Source organism: Kribbella sp. NPDC050470 (genome assembly GCF_044458365.1).
In the GTDB taxonomy this organism is placed as follows: Bacteria; Actinomycetota; Actinomycetes; order Propionibacteriales; family Kribbellaceae; genus Kribbella.
In genome coordinates this window covers 40,074-56,970 of the sequence record NZ_JBITHV010000011.1, presented here as the reverse complement: position 1 = coordinate 56,970, position 16,897 = coordinate 40,074, and the positions used below count along the sequence as shown (strand labels likewise).

Here is a 16,897-nt window from a genome sequence, read left to right as displayed (position 1 = left end):
GTATGCGCTACTACGCCGACGAACTGCCCCAGCCCAGTGACCATGACGCATTAGATTTACTGACCAGTCACGTTGGTAAGCGGGTTGAAACGCCGGGGACTGATCATTGCCATGCTCAACGACCTCAGCATGAAATCCGCGGCGGCGGGCGGCAACACTCCTTGTGCTCAAGGTAGCGCCGAGACGTTCGGCTTGATGTATGTGATTAAGGTGCGTGTTCCTCCTCGGACACGTGGGGGTTCATATCCCCAGGGACATGAACCCTTTCCCATCTCTCGGTGGTCTACCGTCGTCGCGGCTGCACCGATCTGCCTGCTGCTTGTAGACGGCTCCACTATGGCCATAGACCGGACAACCCCGAACCCGGAACAGCAAATCCCGGACTCCTGGAACAAGACTCACTCAGCTCCTCCGGCTCAGCACGTCCACGTCCAGACACTTCCGCCACCTGCTTCCGGTGGTCGTACGTGACTGCGAAGCCCAAGGCGTCGCACAGCTGGGCTAAGTCGCCACGGTTCGGCGCTTCAACGCCTTCGCCATGTCACCGAGCACCGTCACCATCCTGCGGATGTGTCAGCTGCCGAGAGCTGAGGAACCGGTTGATCGCCGCCGGTCCCGCCTCCGCTGCGCGCTTCTCAGCCACTGCCGCGTTGTACTGCTCGGTCAGTGCCTCAGGATCCCAGCCGGCCTCGAGAGCTCTCTGCAGCCGCTCGATCGTCGACTTCGCGACCAGTTGGAAGACCCAGGAGTCGATCCTGGCCGTCAGGCGGGTCCTCGTGCAGGTGGACGTTCAGCCGGTGATCATCGAGCTCTCGTGAGCCGGGAGTAAGGGACAGCGGTAAAAGGCTGCGCACAAGTGCGATGGAGCCGCGGTCGCCGGTTGCCAGGGCCGTTCGGGTGCGGTCGCGGAGACCCGCACCGACGCTGGACATCGCGCTCAACAGTGCTGACCCGAATGATCGGCCGCTCATGATAGTCGTCACCGCGACCCGCCGGGAGGCGGGTTGGCAGCCACGGCGTTCAAAAGGCTGTGTACCCTCCATCGACCGGGAGGACCGCACCGGTGATGTACGACGACTCCGACGAGGCGAGGAAGAGGACGGCGTCGGCGACCTCCTCGGGCGACGCGAGGCGCTGGAGCGGGATCTGGGACTCGCGCTGGCGCCGGTACGCCTCGGGGTCCGGCCTGCGCTCGAAGGAGGACTCGATGATCGGGGTCGCGGTCAGGCCGGGCGCGACCACGTTGACCCGGATGTTGCGCGGAGCCCACTCAATCGCCGCACCCTTGGCGAGCATGATCAGGCCGCCCTTCGCCGCGGAGTACAGCACTTCCCCAGGCATGCCGACCATGCCGAGCCGGGAGCCCACGCACACGAACGAGCCCCCGGCGGCGGGCATCAGTGGTGCGAAGTGCTTCATCACCAGAAACGCGCTGAGCAGGTTGCTGTGCAGCACGTTCCTCGCGTCGTCGTAGGCCATGTCGGTCAGCGAGCTACTGGCCTGCAGTCCGTGGTTAAGCACGACGACGTCCACGGTGCCGACCGACTCGGCAGCCTGGCGGGCCAGCGCCTCGACGACCGCCTCGTCGTTGAGGTCACCGGGGACGTACAGGTCGTCGGGCTGGGCGCTGTCGAGTCGTTCCCGGCGTCCGGTAAGGAGCAGCCGGGCGCCCTCGCGGCGGAAGCGGGCGCTCACCGCCTCGCCGATACCGCTGTTGGCGCCGGTCACCAGAGCGGTGACCTTCTCGAGTCTCATCTCAGCGTCTCCTGGGGGTTCTGGTGTGGGTGTGCGGGTATGTCTGTGCGGGCGGTCAGCTGAGGAATCCGCGAGCGTCGACCGGCCACCGCTCCAGCGACGTGCCCGCGCTGTCGGTGACGATCAGCTCCTCGAAGTTGACCACGACCGGGCAGACGTGGTTGGGCACCACCGGTACGACGGCTCCCACGCGCGGGCGGAAGTCCCTTGCGGGCAAGGGCAGGAAGCCGTGGTACTCGTTGAGCTTGGCCAGGACGGCCTTCGTGCCGGCGACGGCGCCGTAACCACGATCGGGGCTGCCTTCGCGGCCCAGGGCCTTGGTGCCGACGTCGAGGATGACCTGGTCGGGGACCCAGTCGCTGACCACGGTGGCCGCGACGAACAGCGCGACCTGGTCCTCGGCGCAGGCGCCGAGCCGGGTGTTGTTCAGGTCGCAGAAGACGTACTCGCCGGGCCGGATCTCGGTGATCAGGCTGTTCGTGGAGAACTCGGCGGTGGGTGTCGAGCCGGCGCTGACCACCTCAGCCGTCACTCCGACATCGGCGAGGCTGAGCACCGCGGTGGCCAGCGCGGCCTGCTGGTCCGCTACGGCGCGCCGGCGGACGTCCCGACCGGAGCTGCCGTGGCCCGGGTACGTGAAGACGCCCACCGGCACGAGGCCGCGCTTGCGGGCGGCCTGCGCGAGCTGGCCGGCGACCTCGGGCGGCGCCCCGGAACGACGAGCACCACAATCGACCTCGATCACCACCTGGAGCCGCTCCGGTTCGCCTCCCATCGCCTCGGCGAGTGCCTCGATGGCCGCCACGTTGTCGACGCCAACGCGCAACCGGATGGTCTCGGCGAGCCGGCGGATCCGCAGCCCCTTCGTACCCGCGGACCAGATCGGGTAGGCGAGGAAGATGTCGTCGAACCCGGCCGACGCGAAGACCTCGGCCTCACCGACGTTGCCGGCGGTGATCCCGCACGCCCCGGCTGCGAGCTGGCGGCGACCGATCTCCACGCACTTGTGCGTCTTCACGTGCGGCCGCACCTTCAGCCAGTGCTCATCGGCGAAGGCCTGCATCTGCTCGATGTTGCGCTGCATGACATCGGCCAGCACTATCGGCGCGGGTGTGTCGAGCCGGCCGGCCAGGCCGTCGAGTACTCGTTGAAGCCGGTGCACGCTGCACTCCTTGAACTCTCTGAAGAGGGTGGCGGGACGGCGCGGACCTACGCCGCCGTGATCACCATCTGGATCTCGACCGGACTGTTGAGCGGAAGACCAGCGACACCGATGGCGGTGCGCGCGTGCCGTCCGTTCTCCCCCAGCACGTCGATCAGAAAGTCGCTGGCGGCATCGGCGACGCGCGACTGCTGACCCAAGTCCGGGGTGCTGGCCACGAAGACCAGCATCTGCACGATCCGCACCCGCTCCAGGTCTCCCACCGCCTGTGCGGCCACCGCGAGCGCGTTGAGCGCCGCGTGACGGGCCAGCTCGCGGGCGGTCTCGACGTCGACGTCCCGACCCACGATGCCTTGGCCCAGCAGTTCACCGTCGTGGTAGGGCAGCTGACCCGCCACGTGGACACTGGAGTCGACCGCGCGGTGGTTCTGGTACTTCGAGCTCTCACGGACCTCGGGGAGGTTCCGGCCGAGGGCCTGGAGCCGCTCCGTGGCCGAACCGCTCTGCGTCTGAATGCCAGTCATCTGATCTCGGGTCTCCTGGTGGGTCGCCTTCGACGGCGAGGTCGGCGGTGAGGATGTACGCGCCCACCGCGTGCGGGCGCAGTGGGCTAGCGGGAGTTGCTCAGGCTGCCTTGGCCCGGGAGTCGCTCGGCTTCGAGCAGACCCTGCGATCAGGCGTTCCCCACGGGCGCGGCGTCCCGGCCGTCGGTCCGGCCGTGCAGCGCCGACTGGAAATGCCGCGCCAGTTCCTGCCGGAACGCCTCCGTGTCGCCCTCCAGGGCGACCGCGGCCAGCCTCTCGTGCTCGACGGCGATGTCGTGCAGCTCGCCGTACGAGCGGTGGTCGACCATGAGGTACAGGCGCAGCTTGGTCTCCCACCCGTTCCAGAGGTTGCGCAGGACTCCATGTCCGGACAGCTCGTAGAAGAGCCGGTGGAACTGCAGGTGGGCATCGATGCTGGCCGGGATGTCGTGGGTCTCCGTCGCCCGGCTGAAGTCGACGAGCGCCTGTTCCAGCCTGCCGCGCTCTGCACCACGGAGCGCTGGGAGGGCGAGCTCGCCGGCGTACGGCTCGACGAGCAACCGGACCGAGGCGATCTCGGCGACCTCCTGGGCGCTCACCTCCATCACGAACGCACCCCGGAACGGGATCCGCACGACCAGGCCCTCCTCCTCGAGCCTGGTCAGTGCCTCGCGGAGCGGCGACCGGCTGATCCCGAGCTCCGCCGCGATGTCCCGCTCGCGCAGCTGTCCACCGGGAGGAACCATGCCGTCGAGGATGGCCGCACGCAGGATCCGGTAGACCCCTTCCGGAGTCGTCGTCCGTTCCAGCCCGCCGAGCCTCAGGTCCATCGCGTTCCTCCTGGTCGTTTGTCGACCCTACTGGTCAGGGACGCGGCAGGCCGAAGAGCACGGGCAGGTCGGCGATGTCGGTGATCCGCTCGTAGCCGAGCCAGTGCTCGTCGTGCTCGAAGCCCCGGTCGACGTACACCTTGCGCTCGATGCCCATCACCGCCGCGGAGCGGAGATCGTACATGGGGCTCGCGGAGACGTGCACGAGCTCGTCCGGCGTCGCCCCGAGCTTGTCGAACATGTACTCGAACGCGCGGAGCCGCGGCTTGTAGACCCCCATCTGCTCGGCGCTGATCACGAACTCGAACGGAGCCTGGAGGTTCTCCGCGAGGCGCACCGCGTACGCGGTGTCACTGTTCGTGATGATGACCAGGGGGACTGCCTCAGCCAGGCGGTTCAGTGCCTCGGTGACTCCGGGGTACGGGCCCCAGGTCGGGATGATCTCGTACACCGCCCGCGCGTCGTCCTCCCGGTACTCGAGACCGACCCAGCGCGAGGCCCGTTCCATGGAGCGGGCGACGATCTGGTGGAACGGCTGGTAGTCGCTCATGCACTCGTCGATCCGGTACGCCTTGCAGGCCTGCAGGAAATCATCGGCGATCTCGGCCGGCAGCCGGTCACCCAAGACCTCACGGATCGCGTCGTTGATGGCGAACTTGATCAGCGTTCCGTTCATGTCGAACGTCACGAATTTCGGCTTCTCATCGAATGCCACGAGTCCTCCTGGTGCTTAAGCCCCGAGCGGTCAAGGTTCCGCTCCTGGTCGATGGTAGATGGTCGACCATATGTGTATGGTAGTCAACTGTCAACAACTCCGGCTGATGGAGGCATCCGCATGAAGTTCACGTCGTACTGGCTCGACACCGCGCCCCAGAGTTCGCCCGAGCGAGCGGCAACGAGTGTGGAAGGACGCACCGGGGTGGCCGTCATCGGCGGCGGACTGACCGGCGTCGTCGCGGCCCTGCACCTGGCCCGTAAGGGCGCCAAGGTGGACGTCTTCGAGCAGGACACCGTCGGGTTCGGCGCCTCCGGTCGCAACGGCGGCATGGCAACCACCGGCATGTCGATCGGCATCAGGCCCGCGGTGGAGAAGCTGGGCTTCGACCGTGCAGCCCGGCTGTACGGCGCCTACAGCGAGGCGATCGACCTGGTCGAGAAGCTGGTGACCGAGGAAGGCATCGACTGCCACTTCGCCCGCACCGGCAAGCTCAACCTCGCGACCAAGGCGGCGCACTACGAGGGGTTCGCGAAGACCGCAGAGCTGCTGAACACCCGCCTGGGAGGGGACTCTCAGCTGGTCCCGAAGGCGGAGCTGCGTCGCGAGATCGGCACCGACGTGTTCCACGGCGGCATGGTCGAGTCGAAGAGCGCCGGTCTCCACGTGGGCAAGTACGTCCGCGGTCTCGGCGAGGCCGCCGAGCGTGCCGGCGTGACCATCCACGAGAAGGCGCCCGTGCAGAAGCTGACCAAGGTCGGCTCCGGCCACCAGCTCCAGACCCCCCGGGGCCGGATCCACGCGGACCAGGTCCTCCTCGCAACCGGCGCGTACACCCGCCGGCCGTTCTACTGGTATCAGGTCCGGATCGCCCCGGTCGGCAGCTTCATCATCGCCACCGAGCCGCTCGACATGAGCGTGTGCGATGAGCTGTTGCCTACCCGACGGATGGCCTCGGACTCCAAGAACCTCCTGAACTACTTCCGCATCACGCCCGACCACCGGCTACTCTTCGGCGGCCGCGCGCGGTTCGCAGGCTCGAACCAGCAGTCGGACATGAAGAGCGGATCGATCCTCCGGGACGCCATGGTGCGTACCTTCCCCCAGCTGGCCGACGCCCGCATCGACTACTGCTGGGGAGGTCAGGTCGACATGACCCTCGACCGGATGGTCAAGGCCGGCCAGCACGACGGCGTCTACTACGCCATGGGGTACGCCGGCCACGGGGTCCAGATGGCGACGTACATGGGGCGCCAGATGGCCGCGTACATGTCCGGCGTCCCCGAGGCCAACATCTGGAGCGACTTCGAGTTCCGCCGCATCCCAGGACACTTCGGTCCGCCCTGGTTCCTGCCCTTCGCCGGCGCCTACTACAAGTTCAAGGACCGCGTGAGCTGACTTTCCGTCGCCTCCGCCAACGGCACCGTGGCCGAGGCGGTGGCAGCCGTCGGGTTCGCACAAGCGGCGCTGGACGTCTGGGCGCAGGTCAGCCCTCGGTCGCGCAGCGAGATCCTGCGCCGCGCGTTCTCGGCGGCGTGATCGAGCGCGCTCCTGCCGGGACGAACAAGATCGTGGTCCTGCGCCAGCCGATCGGCGTCTCCATCCTCATCACGCCGTGGAACTTCCCGGCTGCCATGGCCACCCGCAAGATCGGGCCGGCGCTCGCGGCTGGTTGCTCGGTCATCCTCAAACCGGCATCCGAGACGCCGCTGACAGCACTCGCGATCGTGGCGATCCTCGCCGAAGCCGGCGTACCGGACGGCGTCGTCAACATCGTCCCATCGACCCGGTCCAACGACCTCAGCTCGGCCCTGCTCGACCATCCCTTGGTGCGCAAGGTGTCGTTCACCGGGTCGACCGAGGTCGGACGCATTCTTCTCGAGCACGCCTCTCGTACCGTCGTCGGTGCGGCGATGGAGCTCGGCGGCAACGCGCCGTTCGTCGTTCTCCCCGACGCCGATCTGGACGAGGCGGTCGCTGGCGCCATGGTGGCGAAACTTCGCAACGGCGGCTCCGCTTGCACCGTGGCCAACCGGTTCATCGTGCACTCTTCGGTGGCCGACGAGTTCACACGGAGGTTCGCCGAGGCCATGCGCGGCCTCCCCGTGGGCCCCGGTCTCAACGAGGCGACCAAGGTGCGGCCGCTGGTGAACGCGAAGACCCGCGACAAGGTCGCCGAGCTGGTCCACTCGGCGCTGGATGCGGGCGCCGTCCCAGTCGTCGGCGGCTCGGCCCCCGACCGGGTCGGGGTACTACTACACCCCGACGATGCTGGGCGGTGTCCCTCAGGACGCCCACATCCTGTCCCAGGAGATCTTCGGGCCCGTCGCCCCCGTAGTCGCGTACGACGACCTCGAAGAGGCCATTGCCCTGGCCAACAATACGGAGTACGGCCTCGTGTCCTATGTCTACACGCGCGACCTGCGCACCGGGGCGCACGTCCGCGGATGCCGATGCGACAACACCACCGCCGGCGCTACCCCAGCGCAATTCACGCCAGGTGCCAGGAGAGCGCCGCCAGGTGAGACATGAGTTCCCCGCACGGCAGAACCACCGGTACTCTCAGATTGTCGACAATCTAATGCTTACAATCAACTCAAGGACGGGCCACGATGAGGAACCCCACTCCCCCAGCCGGCGCCTCGCTGTGGAGCGCGCAGGCACAGATGCCGGCCGCTCTCGCGAAGCGCGTGACGATCGTGGCCGGCCAGGGCGCGAGCGTGATCACAGCGGACGGGGCCGAGTTGCTCGACGCACCCGCGGGCCTGTGGCACGCCAATGTCGGGCACGGCCGCGAGGACATCGCACGAGTGGCCTATGACCAGATGCGGAAGCTGGAGACGTACCACGTCTTCGGCCGTTTCGTGAACGACGTCGCGCTCAGCCTCGCCGACCGGGTGACCGCGCTCGGCCCCATCCCCGATGCCAAGATCTTCTGGACCAGCGGCGGCTCGGACGCGGTCGACCTCGCCTGCAAACTGGCTCGCCGCCACTGGCAACTGGAGGGCCGGCCGGACAAGCGGATCATCCTCAGCCGGCACAACGCCTACCACGGCCTGCACGGATTCGGCACCAGCATCGCCGGCCTGGACTACAACCGCGACGGCTACGGCACCGACTCCCTGATCCCCGAAACCGCCCGGATCCCCACCAACGACCTGGCCGCGGCCGAGGCGATCATCTCTGACCTCGGCCCCGAGCGCATCGCCGCCGTCGTCGCCGAACCTGTGATCGGCACCGGTGGCGTCATCGCGCCGGCGCCAGGCTACCTCGAAGGCCTGCAACGTCTCGCCCGGCAGCACGACATCCTCTTCATCGCCGACGAGGTCGTCACCGGCTTCGGTCGCACCGGCACGATGTTCGCCTGCGAGCGCTTCGGTCTCCAGCCCGACATGGTGCTGATGGCCAAAGGCATCACTTCCGGCTATGCCCCGCTCGGCGGTGTCCTCATCGGGCGGCGCGTCTGGGAGCGGTACTTCAACTCCGACGACGCCCCGATCCTGCGGCACGGCATCACCTACTCCGGCCACGCCACCGCCTGCGCTGTCGCCCACGCCAACCTGGACATCCTCGAGCAGGAGCAGCTGCTGCAGCGGTCGGCCGAGCTCGAGAGCGTTCTGCACAAGGCGATCCAGCCGCTGGCCGACCACCCGTTCGTCGCCGAGGTACGCAGCGGCACCGGATTCCTCGCCGGCGTACAACTGAACGCCGACGTGCCGGGCGAAGCCGTCGTGGACGCCTGCCTCGACAGTGGGCTGCTGACCCGCCTCATCCACAACAACACCCTGCACATCTGCCCGCCGTTCGTCGTCACCGACGACGAGGTCTCCTTCATCGCCAAGACCATCCGCGTCGCACTCGACCACATCACCAACTGACCGAATCGGGCCGTCGACAGTTGCGTCGGTTGACGACCGTGAGACCGGTTGCGAACACCGCGAGCGCTGCGGTCGCGGTCAGCCACATGGCAGCCCCCATGGGTACGGCGCTGCCGTCGCCGAAAGCTCCCATGGTGGACGCGACGATGCCCCCGATGAGGAACTGAAGCAGCCCTTGGAACGAGGAGGCCGCACCGGCCGCGGAGCCGTGACCGGCCAACGCGAGCGAGGTGGCGTTCGCGAGCACTGGGCCGAGCATGGAGACGACAACGAAAAGGCACACGAGAAGCGCACCCAACGGCAGCCCGGCGATCGTGCTGACCAGTACACCGAGGCCGCCCACCGCACCAGTGGCCAGGCCGGCCCCCAGGAGTGTGTTCTCGTCCGCGACGCGGTGCACCAGCAGGCTGTTGACCTGACCCAGCAGCACGATGCCCAGCCCGTTCACTGCGAAGACGAGGCTGAACTGCTGTGCAGTGAGGCCGTAGATGTCTTGCAGGACGAACGAGGAGCCGGAGATGTAGGCGAACATCGACGCAAACATGAGCGCGGCCGCAACGACGTATCGCAAGTACGACGTGTCCCTGAAGAGCATCGCGCACGTACGCAGATTGGCGCGCAGATCGGACGGCTGCCTGCGTTCGGGGGGAAGGGACTCGGGAAGTGCGAGACCGACAATGGCCAGCAGTGCAGCGCCCACGCTCGCAAGGACGAGAAAGATGACCCGCCACGACGCCAGGCTGAGCAACTGGCCGCCGATGATCGGCGCCACGATCGGCGCGACGCCGTTGACCAGCATCAGCGAAGAGAAGAACCGGGTCATCGCTGCTCCGTCGAACAGATCGCGAACCATTGCCCGCGAGAGCACGGTCGCGGCCGCGGCGCCGACCGACTGCACAACGCGTGCGGCGATCAGCCAGCCGATCGTGGGCGCGAAGAAGCAGCCGATCGATCCGCAGATGTAGATCGCCAGACCAGCCAGCAGCAATCGCCGCCTCCCGAGTGCGTCCGACAGAGGCCCGACCAGAACCTGCCCGCCGGCCAGGCCGACGACGAAGACGGTGAGGGTCAGCTGGACGAGACCGGCACCCGTGTGCAGGTTGTCGGCCATCACCGGCATGGCCGGTAGATACATGTCGATGGTGAGCGCTCCGAAGGCGCTCAGCGCGCCGATCACCAGCGTCAATCGCGCACGTCGTGCCCTGCTCATCGGCTCCTCGGGCCGGGGCCGAGCGGTATCGGGGTGCGGTCGTATTATCTGCACATCATTATCTTGACATAATTCGCCTAGACTGGGCACATGCCGGACCAGAACCTGGACAACGGGCCGCAGGACGAAGACCCGCTGGCCGAACTCGCGGACCTCATCCTCAACGTCGGCCGGCTGGTCCGCGCTCGCACGCCCACCGGCCCGGACGTCGTACTCATGACCGAGACCGAGCGACAGGTCATGCGCGTCGTCGACCTCTATCCCGGCTCAGCTCCTAGTGAGATCGCCGCCCGCGCACACCTGCAGCGAACCAACGTCAGCGCAGCGCTACGCGCCCTCGAAGCTCAGGGAATGGTCACCCGCAAGCCCACGACCGGGCGCGGTATCGCGGTCCTGCCGACCAGGAAGGCCGCCGCGAACCTCCGCACGCTCCGGGCCGCCTGGTCCCGCGAGCTGACCGAGGCACTCGGCGGCAACCTGGCCGACGTCCGCAAGTGCAACAAGATCCTGAGCGGCCTCGAGCGCCACCTCATCGAGACCTGACCGGCCGGGGCAGGAACGCACGGAAGGCCTGGCCGTCGTTCCGACGCTACCGGTCCCAGAAGTGACAGGTAACGAGTCGGTTCGGACCGGGGCGGCTGACCTCGGGCACCACGGTCCGGCAGATGTCCTGCGCCATCGGACACCGTGGGTGGAACCGGCAGCCGTGGGGCGGATCGATCGGACTGGGCGGCTCACCCCTGAGTCGCTTCACCATGCCGGCCGGCTCTTCGTCCTCGGCCAGCGACGCCGCCAGCAGCACCCGGGTGTAGGGATGCCGGGGATTGGTGAACAGGTCGTCGCGGCCGGCGACTTCCACGATCTGGCCCAGGTACATGACCGCGACGCGGTCACACAGGTACCGCACCACTCGCAGATCGTGGGAGATCAGCACCAGGGTGAGGTCCAGCTGCTCCTTCAGCTCCACGAGCAGGTTGAGGATCTGCGCGCGGATGGAGGCATCCAGCGCCGAGGTCGGTTCGTCGCAGATCAGGAACTTCGGCTTCAGCAACAGCGCGCGAGCGATCACCAGCCGCTGCAGCTGGCCGCCGGAACACTCTTCTGGACGGCGGTCGAGGATCTGCTCCTCGAGACCGACCCGCTCGAGCATCCCGGCGACCTGAGCCTGGCGTTCCCGCTCATCCTTGACCCCATGGTGGCGCAGCGGCGCCTGCAGACTCGTGCGCAACGTCATTCGCGGATCGAAGGCGCTGTACGGGTCCTGGAAGACGAACTGCATCGATCGGCGCAAGGTCTTGACCTGCTTGCCCTTCACCCTGGTGATGTCCACGCCGTCGAACACGACATGTCCGGCGTCGGCTGGCACCGCCCGCAGAATGGTCCGGGCGAGCGTGGTCTTGCCGCAGCCGGATTCGCCGACCAGGCCGACAACCTCTCCCCTTCCGACTTCCAAGGAGACACCGTCGACGGAGTGCACAGTCTTGCCCCGCCCGGCCGGGAAGTGCTTCACCACACCTCGCAGCGTCAGCAACGGCTCGTGGGCCGGTGACTTCGAACCGGACATGACGCCTCCGTGGGGTCGCACACTGGGTCGCAGCGGCTGAGGTGCAGATCGTTTTCCACGCTTCCATGACAGGTGTGGGTCCGCCGAGGAACCACGGAGGCGCAACTGCCCCATCCCACACCCAACCACCAGGCCTGTCAGTTGTCAACAGCTTGCAGTTGACGCCATCCCCGTCCTGGCCTCACAGTTGATGCCATGAACGAGCACCCGACAGCCTGGGAACCACCGGCCGGCGCCTTCTGGAACGGCGCCTGGCGCAACGCGTCCACCGCGCTCGCGGTTCACGACCCGGAGAACGGGACGCTGGTCGGTCAGGTGTCCGACTGTTCGCCGGCCGACGTCGACGAGGCCGTCGAGGCCGTCACGCTCGCGACCCTCGACCCTGATGGCTGGCCGCTGTGGCAGCGACGTACGGCGCTCAACCAAGCGGCGCGACTGCTCGCGGATCGTGCCGCGCTGTTCGTTCACCTGATCTCACGCGAGGGGTGCAAGCCGGTTCGCGACGCCGAGCAAGAGGTACGGCGAGCAACGGAGACTGTCCGGCTGTCGGCCGAGCAGGGCGACCGCTTGGAGGGGCGCACACTGCCCTTCGGCAACACCCCGCGGGGCGCGAACCGGATCGGCTGGTACACCCGCGAGCCGATCGGGGTCGTCGGTGCGATCACGCCGTTCAACGATCCGCTGAACCTCGTCGCCCACAAAGTGGCGCCGGCACTCATCGGGGGCAACGGTGTCGTGCTGAAACCGGCCGAACAGACTCCCCTGACCGCCCTCGCATTCCTCGAGGTGCTCCTGGAAGCCGGCATCCCCGCCGACCGGATCGCCGTCCTTCCGGGCCGCGGCGCCACTGTCGGCGCCGCCCTGGTCGGCCACACTCTGGTGGACATGGTCTCGTTCACCGGCGGCTGGGCCAGCGGGAACGCCGTTGCCCGGACCGCGGGCGCGAAGAAGACCCTGATGGAGCTCGGCGGCAACGGCACGGTCATCGTCCTGTCCGACGCCGATGTACCACGAGCCGCCGCCGCAATCGTCGACGGCGCCTTCGCCAACGCGGGTCAGAACTGTCTGTCCGTTCAGCGGGTGTTCGTAGCCCGCAACCGGGCTCAAGAGCTGGTCGATCTGGTTGTCGATCGCACCGAGGACTTGGTGGTCGGCAGCAAGACCGATCCGAGAACCGACGTGGGGCCGCTCGTCGACGAGGCCGGCGCGGAGCGGGTGGAGAGCTGGGTCGACGAAGCGGTGGAAGCGGGCGCGACCCTGCTGATCGGAGGGAAGCGCGACGGTGCATTCTTCTGGCCGACCGTGCTGACGGACGTCCCTGCGGGCTCGCGCGTGCTCACCGACGAGATCTTCGGTCCGGTGGTGTCGATCGAGTCGTTCGAAGACGTGAACACCGCGGTGCGTGAGGCGAATCGCTCCGATTACGGACTGCAGGCCGGCGTCTTCACCCACGACCTCGACTCTGCCCTGGCAGTGGCTCGCGCTCTGCGGGTCGGTGCGGTCATGGTCAACGACACCTGCGACTACCGCATCGACGCGATGCCGTTCGGAGGCGGCAAACGGTCCGGAGTCGGGCGAGAGGGCGTTCCGTACGCCGTCGACGCGATGACCGAGCCCAAGATCATCGCCATCCACACCTCGGCCTGAGTCCACCAGCACCCGGGACGCGCGAGTTCCCCCTTCCCTCGCGCGTCCCGGATTCCATTCCGGAGGGGCGTTGCATTCACCAAGCCGACACAGATTCAGGAGAGGTCCGATGGTCGACAGCGTGCGGGAGGAAAAGGTGGTCGGCTCGGTTCCGACGGGCTTGTTCATCGGAGGTGCCTGGCACCCGGCGGAGAACGGGACCACCTTCGCCGTCGAGGACCCGTCGACCGGTCGGGTGCTCGCGCACGTCGCTGACGCGTCCCCAGCGGACGGACTGCGCGCTCTCGACGCAGCCGCGGCGGCACAGTCGTCCTGGGCGGCCGTGCCGCCGCGCGAGCGGAGCGAGATCCTGTACCGGGCCCACAGCCTGCTCGTGCAACGGCAGGACGACCTCGCCCTGCTGATGACCCTCGAGATGGGCAAGCCGCTGGCCGAGGCACGCGGCGAGATCGCCTACGCGGCAGAGTTTCTCCGCTGGTTCGCCGAGGAGGCGGTCCGGATCGACGGTGGGTACGCCGTGGCGCCCAGCGGCCAGGCCCGACTGCTGGTGATGCGGCAGCCGGTCGGACCCTGCCTGCTCATCACGCCCTGGAACTTCCCGATGGCGATGGCCGCCCGCAAGATCGGCCCCGCTGTCGCGGCCGGATGCACGATGGTGGTGAAACCGGCAGAGCAAACCCCCCTCTCCATGCTGGCCTTCGCGGCCGTCATGACCGAGGCCGGCCTCCCGGACGGCGTGCTCAACCTGGTGACGACTTCCAACCCAGGCGGCGTGATGGAGCCGCTGATCCGCGACGGCCGGGCGCGCAAACTGTCCTTCACCGGATCCACCGCGGTCGGGCGACGGCTGCTCGCGCAATGCGCGGACCAGGTCATGCGGACCTCCATGGAGCTTGGCGGGAACGCCCCGTTCCTGGTGTTCGCGGACGCCGACCTGGACGCCGCGGTCGAGGGCGCGATGCTCGCGAAGATGCGCAACATCGGCGAGGCCTGCACCGCGGCCAACCGCTTCTACGTGCACTCGTCGGTGGCGGACGAATTCGCGCGCCGGCTCGCCGACCGGATGGGAGCCTTGTCCATCGGCCGCGGGGTCGAGGACGGCGTTGCGGTCGGGCCGCTCATCGACGACGATGCCCGCGCCAAGGTGGCCGAACTGGTGGGCGACGCCGTACAGCGCGGCGCGAAGGTTCTGGTCGGCGGCGAGCCGCTGGACCGCGACGGATATTTCTACCCGCCGACCGTGCTCTCCGGCGTACCGCACGATGCCCGGATGCGGCACGAGGAAATCTTCGGCCCGGTGGCCCCGATCACCACGTTCGAGACCGAGGACGAGGCGGTCGCCGCCGCCAACGACACCGAGTACGGGCTCGTCGCCTACTTGTTCACCCGCGACCTCGATCGCGCACTTCGAATCACCGAGCGACTCGAGACCGGCATGGTCGGGCTCAACCAGGGCATCGTGTCCAACCCGGCCGCGCCCTTCGGCGGGGTGAAGGCCTCCGGCCTGGGCCGCGAGGGCGGCCGGATCGGCATCGACGAGTTCCTCGAGACGAAGTACGTCGCCGTGGCGACGACGGCCTGATGGGAGCACAGGTGACCACCACACACGGGCGACGCATCGCGCTGATTCCCGGCGACGGCATCGGCATCGAGGTGGCCGCGTCGGCCCGGCAGGTGCTGGAGGCGCTGGACTCGCGCTACCGGCTCGGGCTCGTGATCGACGAGTTCGACTGGTCGTGCGAGCGCTACCTCACCGAGGGCGCAATGATGCCGGCCGACGGTCTCGACACCCTAAGGGAGTACGACGCCATCCTCCTCGGCGCGGTCGGGCGTCCCGGCGTACCGGACCATGTCTCGTTGTGGGGACTGCTGATCCCGATCCGCCGGGCGTTCCAGCAGTACGTCAACCTGCGTCCGGTGCGGGCCTTCGAAGGGGTGAAGAGCCCGCTCGCCGACGCGTCGGACCGCGAGATCGACCTGGTCGTGGTGCGCGAGAACAACGAGGGCGAATACAGCGAGGTCGGCGGCCGGTTCAACCGCGGTCTGCCGGACGAGACCGCCGTACAGCAAGCGATCTTCACCCGCCGCGGCATCGCGCGGATCGCGGACTACGCCCTCGACCTCAGCTCGGCCAGGCGACGGCGGCTGACCTCGGCCACCAAGTCCAACGGACTGGTGCACAGCATGCCGTTCTGGGACGAGGTCACCCGGGAGCGGGCGGGCCTCCATCCCGGCGTCGAGTTGGTGGAGGAGCACGTGGACGCGCTCGCGGCCAAGCTCGTCCTGCGGCCTGAGTCGTTCGACGTCATCGTGGCCAGCAACCTGTTCGGTGACATTCTGAGCGACCTCGCAGCAGGTGTCGCCGGAAGCATCGGAATCGCTCCCTCCGGCAACCTCGACCCCACGCGGGAGCACCCGTCGATGTTCGAGCCGGTGCACGGCTCGGCGCCGGACATCGCCGGCAAGGGCATCGCGAATCCGGTCGGCATGCTGTGGTCGACGGTGATGATGCTGGAGCACCTCGGAGCGCCAGCGGCTGCGGCCGTGCTCATGACCGCGATCGAGGAGTCGCTGCGCCGTCCGGAGACCCGGACCGCCGACGTCGGCGGCACCGCCGACACCGAGCAGGTGACCACCACGGTGCTGGATCAGCTGTGCTGAGACACGGATGCCGCGTCGCGGTCGTCACCGGCGGCAACCGCGGGATCGGGTTCGAGATCTGCCGTCAGCTCTCGCGGCTCGGTCTGCACGTCGTGCTCACCGCCCGCAACGAGTCAAGCGCCAAGGAGGCCGCTGACCGGCTGCAAGGCGAGGGTCCGGGACTGGTGATGGGCACCCGGCTCGATGTGACCGAGGACGACTCCGTCAGCTCGACCTTTACCGAGATCGCGCGCCGCCACGGCTCGATCGACGTCCTCGTGAACAACGCCGGTGTCGCGATCGATGGGCCGGCGCTCCATCGCGCCACCGCACCGAACTTCCCGCTGGTGGACGAGACCCTGGCCACCAACCTGTACGGCGCCTGGCGCTGTAGTGCTGCGGCGATCCCGTTCATGCTTGGGCGCGGATACGGCCGGATCGTGAACCTGTCCAGCACCATGGCGTCACTCGAGCTGGCACTGACTCCCACCTCGCCGGCGTACCGGATCTCCAAGGCCTCGCTGAACATGCTCACTCGGGTGCTGGCGGCCGAGCTCGAGGGCACCGGCATCCTGGTGAACGCGGCCTCGCCCGGCTACACGAAGACGGACATGAGCCCGGACGCCACCCGTCCGGTGGAAGACGGCGCCGATACCCCGGTGTGGCTCGCCACCCTCCCCGGCGACGGACCGACCGGTGGCTTCTTCTACGAAAGACAACCGCTCGCCTTCTGAGACGCTCTACTGACTACGGGAGAACACAGAGTGACCTACGTCCATCAGCCCGCTAGCGCCGAGGGGCCAGCGTCCTGGTGCGGACAGCGGTGACATCACAGACGGCGAGACCGGAGGCCGCTACGAGGTGTCCGCCGGCGACGTGATCGTCCAGCCACGCGGATGGTCCGGCCGGTGGCACGTCACCGAGACGATCCGGAAGGTCTACAGCATCGGCGTACCCGCGGCCGCCAACTGA

General features: G+C 68.1%; 16 protein-coding genes and 1 pseudogene. 10 read left to right on the top strand and 7 right to left on the bottom strand.

Annotated features, from left to right (window positions below):
* Nucleotides 1–1,020: 1,020 nt before the first annotated feature.
* The 5 genes from ACIBGM_RS31660 to ACIBGM_RS31640 all read right to left on the bottom strand — a co-directional run bounded on the left by ACIBGM_RS31660 (nucleotide 1,021) and on the right by ACIBGM_RS31640 (nucleotide 4,986).
* Nucleotides 1,021–1,755, bottom strand: coding sequence for an SDR family NAD(P)-dependent oxidoreductase (locus ACIBGM_RS31660; protein ID WP_396387614.1), 735 nt, complete (start codon nucleotides 1,753–1,755; stop codon nucleotides 1,021–1,023).
* 55 nt (nucleotides 1,756–1,810) lie between these two features.
* Nucleotides 1,811–2,917 (bottom strand): alanine racemase, encoded by a 1,107-nt coding sequence (locus ACIBGM_RS31655; protein ID WP_360520514.1) that lies wholly within the window; start codon nucleotides 2,915–2,917, stop codon nucleotides 1,811–1,813.
* Between the two features lie 47 nt (nucleotides 2,918–2,964).
* A complete protein-coding gene (locus tag ACIBGM_RS31650) occupies nucleotides 2,965–3,441 on the bottom strand; it encodes a RidA family protein (protein WP_360520517.1) in 477 nt (158 codons plus the stop codon).
* 149 nt (nucleotides 3,442–3,590) lie between these two features.
* Nucleotides 3,591–4,271 (bottom strand): GntR family transcriptional regulator, encoded by a 681-nt coding sequence (locus tag ACIBGM_RS31645; protein ID WP_360520520.1) that lies wholly within the window; start codon nucleotides 4,269–4,271, stop codon nucleotides 3,591–3,593.
* 34 nt (nucleotides 4,272–4,305) lie between these two features.
* A complete protein-coding gene (locus ACIBGM_RS31640; RefSeq protein WP_360520523.1) occupies nucleotides 4,306–4,986 on the bottom strand; it encodes a haloacid dehalogenase type II in 681 nt (226 codons plus the stop codon).
* 120 nt (nucleotides 4,987–5,106) lie between these two features.
* On the opposite strand from ACIBGM_RS31640, the gene ACIBGM_RS31635 reads away from it, so the two are divergent.
* From ACIBGM_RS31635 to ACIBGM_RS31620, 4 genes and pseudogenes are all read left to right on the top strand, one after another.
* A complete protein-coding gene (locus ACIBGM_RS31635; RefSeq protein WP_396387613.1) occupies nucleotides 5,107–6,384 on the top strand; it encodes an NAD(P)/FAD-dependent oxidoreductase in 1,278 nt (425 codons plus the stop codon).
* A 137-nt stretch (nucleotides 6,385–6,521) separates the two neighbouring features.
* Nucleotides 6,522–7,190: pseudogene (locus tag ACIBGM_RS31630) on the top strand (aldehyde dehydrogenase family protein); the annotation flags it as partial.
* Nucleotides 7,186–7,518: an aldehyde dehydrogenase family protein gene (locus ACIBGM_RS31625; protein ID WP_396387812.1), complete on the top strand. Its 333-nt coding sequence runs from the start codon at nucleotides 7,186–7,188 to the stop codon at nucleotides 7,516–7,518. The pseudogene ACIBGM_RS31630 and the gene ACIBGM_RS31625, both read left to right, overlap by 5 nt.
* Before the next feature lie 80 nt (nucleotides 7,519–7,598).
* The gene (locus ACIBGM_RS31620) at nucleotides 7,599–8,864 is read left to right on the top strand and encodes an aspartate aminotransferase family protein (RefSeq protein ID WP_396387612.1); all 1,266 of its coding nucleotides are present in this window, start codon (nucleotides 7,599–7,601) and stop codon (nucleotides 8,862–8,864) included.
* Here ACIBGM_RS31620 and ACIBGM_RS31615 read toward each other — a convergent pair.
* Complete coding sequence (locus ACIBGM_RS31615) at nucleotides 8,854–10,050, bottom strand: multidrug effflux MFS transporter (RefSeq protein WP_396387611.1); 1,197 nt, start codon at nucleotides 10,048–10,050, stop codon at nucleotides 8,854–8,856. The genes ACIBGM_RS31620 and ACIBGM_RS31615 overlap by 11 nt on opposite strands.
* Before the next feature lie 114 nt (nucleotides 10,051–10,164).
* On the opposite strand from ACIBGM_RS31615, the gene ACIBGM_RS31610 reads away from it, so the two are divergent.
* Nucleotides 10,165–10,617, top strand: coding sequence for a MarR family winged helix-turn-helix transcriptional regulator (locus tag ACIBGM_RS31610; protein ID WP_396387610.1), 453 nt, complete (start codon nucleotides 10,165–10,167; stop codon nucleotides 10,615–10,617).
* A gap of 46 nt (nucleotides 10,618–10,663) precedes the next feature.
* Here ACIBGM_RS31610 and ACIBGM_RS31605 read toward each other — a convergent pair whose 3' ends face one another.
* Nucleotides 10,664–11,638 (bottom strand): oligopeptide/dipeptide ABC transporter ATP-binding protein, encoded by a 975-nt coding sequence (locus tag ACIBGM_RS31605; RefSeq protein ID WP_360520538.1) that lies wholly within the window; start codon nucleotides 11,636–11,638, stop codon nucleotides 10,664–10,666.
* Nucleotides 11,639–11,833: 195 nt separating this feature from the next.
* Between ACIBGM_RS31605 and ACIBGM_RS31600 the strand changes: the two genes are divergently transcribed.
* From ACIBGM_RS31600 to ACIBGM_RS31580, 5 genes are all read left to right on the top strand, one after another.
* Complete coding sequence (locus tag ACIBGM_RS31600) at nucleotides 11,834–13,285, top strand: aldehyde dehydrogenase family protein (protein WP_396387609.1); 1,452 nt, start codon at nucleotides 11,834–11,836, stop codon at nucleotides 13,283–13,285.
* A 109-nt stretch (nucleotides 13,286–13,394) separates the two neighbouring features.
* Nucleotides 13,395–14,867: an NAD-dependent succinate-semialdehyde dehydrogenase gene (locus ACIBGM_RS31595; RefSeq protein ID WP_360520543.1), complete on the top strand. Its 1,473-nt coding sequence runs from the start codon at nucleotides 13,395–13,397 to the stop codon at nucleotides 14,865–14,867.
* Between the two features lie 11 nt (nucleotides 14,868–14,878).
* Nucleotides 14,879–15,946, top strand: coding sequence for a tartrate dehydrogenase (locus ACIBGM_RS31590; protein ID WP_360520546.1), 1,068 nt, complete (start codon nucleotides 14,879–14,881; stop codon nucleotides 15,944–15,946).
* Nucleotides 15,940–16,659, top strand: coding sequence for an SDR family oxidoreductase (locus ACIBGM_RS31585; protein ID WP_396387608.1), 720 nt, complete (start codon nucleotides 15,940–15,942; stop codon nucleotides 16,657–16,659). Before ACIBGM_RS31590 ends, ACIBGM_RS31585 begins: the two co-directional genes overlap by 7 nt.
* A gap of 43 nt (nucleotides 16,660–16,702) precedes the next feature.
* Nucleotides 16,703–16,897 (top strand): cupin domain-containing protein, encoded by a 195-nt coding sequence (locus tag ACIBGM_RS31580; RefSeq protein ID WP_396387811.1) that lies wholly within the window; start codon nucleotides 16,703–16,705, stop codon nucleotides 16,895–16,897.